Raw genomic sequence first — 4717 nt, 5'->3', positions numbered from 1 at the left:
CCGGGCAGAGGGCGCTCCAGGGCGGCGAGCACCGTGACGCAGACGACGGGCACCACGGCGACGGCCGCCTCGCCCACGCCGAGACGGCCCCCGGCGCAGGAACAGCCCGGTGAACCCGCGGACGGGGGAGGGGAGAGGAAGAGGGGAGGAGACATGGCGGTACCTCGGAATCGGCAGCAGGGAGTCGGACAAACACCCGCGGGCGGCAGCGCCCGGCGCGGTGACACCGATCGTGGCAGCGCTCACCGGCTCCGTGCGACCCGCTTCCCTCCAACCCCGAAGAGGCGTACACACCCGTCCGTGACAGGCCGCAGGTCACACCCTGCGAGGACAATATTCCGTCCACGCCCCCACCCCAACGGACTCCAGGAACCCCCAACCTTCCTTGCCGCACAACAGGTACGGCTACGCTGGGCCGATGTCCGTCATACCCGCCCGTTTCCGCGATGCCGAGACCGACCACCCCGCCATCGCCCAGTGGTGCACCACCATCCTGACCGGCGACACCGCCCGCCTGCTGCTCCTGGGGCCGCACTGGTCCGGCAAGTCCCACACCGCCTATGCCGCGCTGCGCCGCCTTCTGGCCGCCGGGTACCCCGCGGCGGACATCACCGTTCACCAGGCCATGGAGCTCAAAGGCACCTACGAGCCCGGCATGATCGAGAACGCACCCAGGGTCACGGTGATCGACGACGTGACGGTCTCCGTCGACCTGGTGCGCGAGGCCACGGTGCCGCTGGAGACGGACTCCGCCGACATCCAGGCGCTGATGGCAGTGGAGGCGGGAGCCCTGACGGACGCCGTCGACCGCCTGAGCCGACTGCCGGGGCGGTCCTGGATCCTGGTCGCCTCCAGCGTCGAGCGACTCCTCGAGACGGTCGGCGAGGAAACCACCGAGCGTCTCCTCGCCACCGCTGAGCAGGCTGAACTGTCTCCTCGGCCCCGGCCGAACATGCGCTGGTAGCACGGCCAGCAACCCGGTGCCCAGCCACCGGCCCAGGGCATCACAGCCGAAAAAATCCGTACATTGTCCAGAATTTTGCCCGCCGTGCGGTACGCGGCACCGCCATCTCCCCGGTCCGAGAAGTCCAGCGTTCCGCGCCGGGGGCTCCCCAGGCCGTTACGATGGACGGCACAGGGCCGGTGCGCCGGCCTGCTGCCCCGTTCCCGTGCCCACGCCGCGAGGGGGACCCTGAGGCCAAGAGTCTGCGACGCGCACACCACTGTGCAGTTCTTCTTGTCGGACGGCTTGGTCTTTCAGCGGCTCGCGAGGCGTGGAGTGTCGGGCCGAGGACGAGGATCGGCATGTCCAAGAACACCACCCGCGAGCACGACCGGGCCGTGCGGGCCTACATGGCCCAGCACGCCGTGCCCTTCAGCGAAGCCCGGCGCGCCCTGGCCGCGACCCCTCAGAAAGAGGCCAGCGGCACCGTGTTCTCGGAATGGGAGGGCTTCACCCTCGAGGAACGGCGCCGCCGCTGGGACGGGGTGAAGCTGTCAGGCCTGGCCTCCCGGCAGGAACTGCGCCTGCTCGGGGAGGTGGCCGCCGAACTCGGCTCAGGGCAGCTCGCTGCGGCGGAACTCGCCCCGGGCCGCTGGAGGCCCAGGAGTGGCCGGCGGACGGGTGTTGGGGCAGCTGCAGGGTTGGCGCCCGAGGCAAACGGCGATGAACGGGTTCGAGGCATGGTGCGCGGAGGCCCCACGGTACGGGTGCAGAGGAAGCTGAGCGCCTGACTATGCGGGCGAGCTACGCGCCGATCGGAGGGCCTTCCAGCTTTCTGGGTCCGCGAGAGAGCGCACGAGGCCGCTGTTCGTTGAGCTCCAGGGCTTGGCCGGGGCGGGGAAGGTCGAGCCCTGCCCACCAGCGGCGCCCGCTTGGCGCGGTCTCCATACCGACATCGCGGATCCCGAGCGCGGCCAGGGCGCGCATGTGCTCGGCGTCCCGGAGCGCCTGGTCGTCGTTGCACGGCGGCATGTCCTGGCGGTGACTGAGCGCCAGGAGCATCACCTGGTTCCGGTCCTCGTCGTCGGCCAGGTGCAGCGAGACGCGTCGGCCGCCATCCTGAGCGGCCGAGCGGAGCAGGAGCTCGACGGCCTGCTGTGGCTGATCGTCCTTCGGCCGGTAGCCCCACTGGTGCAATGCCGTGGCGACCTCCTGGCCCACGCGGGCGGCGGCGCCATTGCTCGGGGTGACAGCCCAGTTCCGCACGGACCGGCCGCGGATGGTGACCGCAGCGGGCGGCGGGGCAGTCTGCTGCTCCGGTGGTAGAGGCTGGACGGGCCGCTTGGGCGGCGGCGGGGTCTTCGGCGGGTAGTCGGGACGGTGTGGCGACACAGCAGCCTCCCGGCATGGACGGAGGCACCCATCGTAGGACGGCCGCCCCGGGCCTAGGGACTGCTTCGGCCAATACGCGCGAGGCTCGACCAAGGAGCGACGTCCTGCGGCATCCGGCACCGTGTTCGACAGCGCCATGCCGCCTACCCTCATGTCGTACTCGGGATCATCCGGGTAATCGTGCGACTCGATCAGCCGCACACCTGCGGAGCCGTCACCCCCAGGAGCACCCCTACCGCATCGCCGCGTAGTCGTTCGGGGCCTTGCGGAGGATTTCGGTCATCTGGGTCTCGGTCAGCTTCCGGAATGCCACCGCGGACGAGTTCGCGATCTTCCGGAAGAGGATGTCGGAAGGGATCGGCGGAAGGCCGGCGAACAGGGCCTGGTGCTCCGTTCCGGCGCCCTCGCTGAACTCGCGGTGCAACCACACCGTCTCGGCGAACAGGGGGTACGCCCTCTCGTGCTTGCTCCACAGGCACCGCGCCCGCGCGTTAGCACGCACGAGCGCCTCCGCGACGCTCCCCCTTGACGCTACTCTGACACTCCGAGCGTGACCGCAGGAGGGGCACATGGCGCACGAGGACTGGACAGTGGACCGACTGCACGTTGCACTGCCCCACTCGGCGTCCCGGCAGCAGCTGCTCCAGGACGTCAACCTCACCCCGATCGAGGACCTGCCTGTCGTGCTCGAAGGATGGGCCTCGGCCGCCGAGCAGCTCGAATCGGCCCGGCCGCTCATCGAGGCCGCTCGCGCCCACATGAAGCTGCGCGGTGTTCTTCCGGACGACCTGGAGACCAGGGACGTCACCGCCGACGTGCTCAGGGACGCCGAGCCGCGCCAGAACAACCGCGACGACCGCGGCCAGGGAGCGGCGTGACCTACCGGCTCCACTTCCCTACCGACGTCTTCGACACGTACAAGCAGCTCCCCGAGCTCGCCCGGCGAGACCTCGCGCTCGCCCTGGTCGACGCTCAGCAGGACCCGCTCGCGTACTCGGAGCCCTACGGGCAGGACGACGGCATCATCCGCACCGTCGCCCAGGGCCACGTCACCGCGGTGATCCTCCTCGGCCACGACACAGCGACGATGACCGTCCTCACCATCGCGTACGCCGGCACGGCCAACTCGTAGACCAAACCCCCGGGACACCAGGCGGCGAACCGCGCCGCGTCGGCATGCGTTCAGCGTGCTGCAGGGCTCGAGGCGAGTTGTCCGCATGCCTCCTGCCTCGGGGCAGCAGTCCCAACGACCTGGTATCCGACCCTGAGTGGCTGTCAGATGGCCGAGCTGGGTTTTCGGCCAAGGCGGTGCAGGGTGCGGCAGTGCAGCTCGCTTTCGACACCGATGCCCAAGCCGCCGAAGAGCGCCATGTCTTGTTTCTGCAGCGCGACCGCGGCGCGCGCAACATCTTCCTTGTCGGGGTAGATCCAGAGGCTGACCGGTCCGGTGTCCGCGTGTTCGGCCACCCCCACGAAGAACTCCCGCTCCTGGGCGGTCTCGAGCGTGAAGCGGACCGCCAGCTCGAAGGGCTTGGGCGTCCTGCCATAGAGCAGGAGCAGAACATGACTGTGATCAGGCGCGACCCTCCACCGCGCGTCGATGGAGGTACCAGTGCTCTGAATTCCTGTGGTGAGGTCGAGACATGCCTCTGTGTACGCCTCGTCCAGCCCTTCGACGGCGTTCCGGTCCACCGGCTGCATCAACATCAGCTGCGGTCCCAGGCAGGCAGTGAGAGGGAAAGCCCCGGCCTCAATGATCACTGGCTGATCGCTCATGAGCGCAGTCTAGGCCGACGCGATCCGACGGCGATCCTCCTCACGCGCCCCGCGCGTATACGCAAGCGTGCAGACCTCGCTCGCACCCGGCCTTACCGGTCGCCTGGGCCGGACGGCGCGTGCTGACCTAGCCTTGGCCCAGGTGCGCGCTCGCCGACCAGGTGCAGCGCCGGGGGAGGGCAAGGACGCGTGTTTGACAAGTGGCTCAGGCCGCAGGACGTGGAACAGTCGGACGGGCTGCTGGAGTATCAGCTGCTCGCTGATGAAGGGCTGATCGAGGACGACGAGCTTGTCGAACAGCTGGGCCACGAGGTGATGCGCAACTACCTGGTCCCCGGCGAGCTCGCCAACGTCTTCGACGACCTAGGCGCCCCGGAGGTCGCGGGCTACCTGCGGAAGAACAAGTTCCCCGTGGACCGCAAGATCCGGCATGGGGACTTCGGGGAGATTGTCACCGGCGCCCTCTACCGCAAGGTGCGCCGGTGGTGCGTCCCGGTCCTGAAGCTGCGCTACAAGCAGACCCCGGCGCAGGCCGTGCAGGGCACGGACGTGCTGGCGTTCCGCTTTAGGCAGGACCCTCCGGCGATCGCCGTGCCGGAGGTGAAA

Annotated in this window: 8 protein-coding genes; 5 read left to right on the top strand and 3 right to left on the bottom strand. The window is 69.4% G+C overall.

The annotated features are described in order from the left end of the window. The first annotated feature begins 418 nt into the window (after positions 1-418). Both VN520_RS26565 and VN520_RS26560 read left to right on the top strand, forming a co-directional pair. Entirely contained in the window at positions 419-964 is a 546-nt protein-coding gene (locus VN520_RS26565; protein ID WP_325749475.1) for a hypothetical protein, read from the top strand. 341 nt (positions 965-1305) lie between these two features. Continuing rightward, positions 1306-1734 (top strand): hypothetical protein, encoded by a 429-nt coding sequence (locus VN520_RS26560; protein WP_325749474.1) that lies wholly within the window; start codon positions 1306-1308, stop codon positions 1732-1734. A 13-nt stretch (positions 1735-1747) separates the two neighbouring features. On the opposite strand, the gene VN520_RS26555 is transcribed toward VN520_RS26560, so the two are convergent. Next, on the bottom strand, positions 1748-2335 hold the full coding sequence (locus VN520_RS26555) for a hypothetical protein (RefSeq protein ID WP_325749473.1): 588 nt from the start codon (positions 2333-2335) through the stop codon (positions 1748-1750). A 232-nt stretch (positions 2336-2567) separates the two neighbouring features. After that, a complete protein-coding gene (locus tag VN520_RS26550; RefSeq protein ID WP_325749472.1) occupies positions 2568-2837 on the bottom strand; it encodes a hypothetical protein in 270 nt (89 codons plus the stop codon). 67 nt (positions 2838-2904) lie between these two features. On the opposite strand from VN520_RS26550, the gene VN520_RS26545 reads away from it, so the two are divergent. After that, on the top strand, positions 2905-3213 hold the full coding sequence (locus VN520_RS26545) for a hypothetical protein (RefSeq protein ID WP_325749471.1): 309 nt from the start codon (positions 2905-2907) through the stop codon (positions 3211-3213). Further along, complete coding sequence (locus VN520_RS26540) at positions 3210-3467, top strand: hypothetical protein (protein ID WP_325749470.1); 258 nt, start codon at positions 3210-3212, stop codon at positions 3465-3467. The genes VN520_RS26545 and VN520_RS26540 overlap by 4 nt, the downstream gene beginning before the upstream one ends. Positions 3468-3610: 143 nt before the next feature. On the opposite strand, the gene VN520_RS26535 is transcribed toward VN520_RS26540, so the two are convergent. Beyond that, positions 3611-4111 carry a hypothetical protein gene (locus VN520_RS26535; protein WP_325749469.1) on the bottom strand — a complete coding sequence of 167 codons (501 nt, stop codon included), beginning with the start codon at positions 4109-4111 and terminating at the stop codon, positions 3611-3613. Positions 4112-4300: 189 nt separating this feature from the next. Here VN520_RS26535 and VN520_RS26530 point away from each other — a divergent pair. Further along, the coding region (locus VN520_RS26530) for a hypothetical protein (protein WP_325749468.1) at positions 4301-4717 on the top strand (417 nt) is incomplete at its 3' end.

The sequence above is a fragment of the Streptomyces sp. genome, from assembly GCF_035563135.1.
In the GTDB taxonomy this organism is placed as follows: domain Bacteria; phylum Actinomycetota; class Actinomycetes; order Streptomycetales; family Streptomycetaceae; genus Streptomyces.
The sequence above is the reverse complement of the archived record's forward strand: the minus strand, read 5'-3'. Positions and strand labels throughout refer to the sequence as shown.

What these genes read in the sequence shown, in the direction of transcription:
- VN520_RS26565 (WP_325749475.1), top strand. Translation starts at nt 419, where the DNA reads ATGTCCGTCATACCCGCCCGTTTCCGCGATGCCGAGACCGACCACCCC.
- VN520_RS26560 (WP_325749474.1), top strand. Translation starts at nt 1,306, where the DNA reads ATGTCCAAGAACACCACCCGCGAGCACGACCGGGCCGTGCGGGCCTAC.
- VN520_RS26545 (WP_325749471.1), top strand. Translation starts at nt 2,905, where the DNA reads ATGGCGCACGAGGACTGGACAGTGGACCGACTGCACGTTGCACTGCCC.
- VN520_RS26535 (WP_325749469.1), bottom strand. Translation starts at nt 4,111, where the DNA reads ATGAGCGATCAGCCAGTGATCATTGAGGCCGGGGCTTTCCCTCTCACT.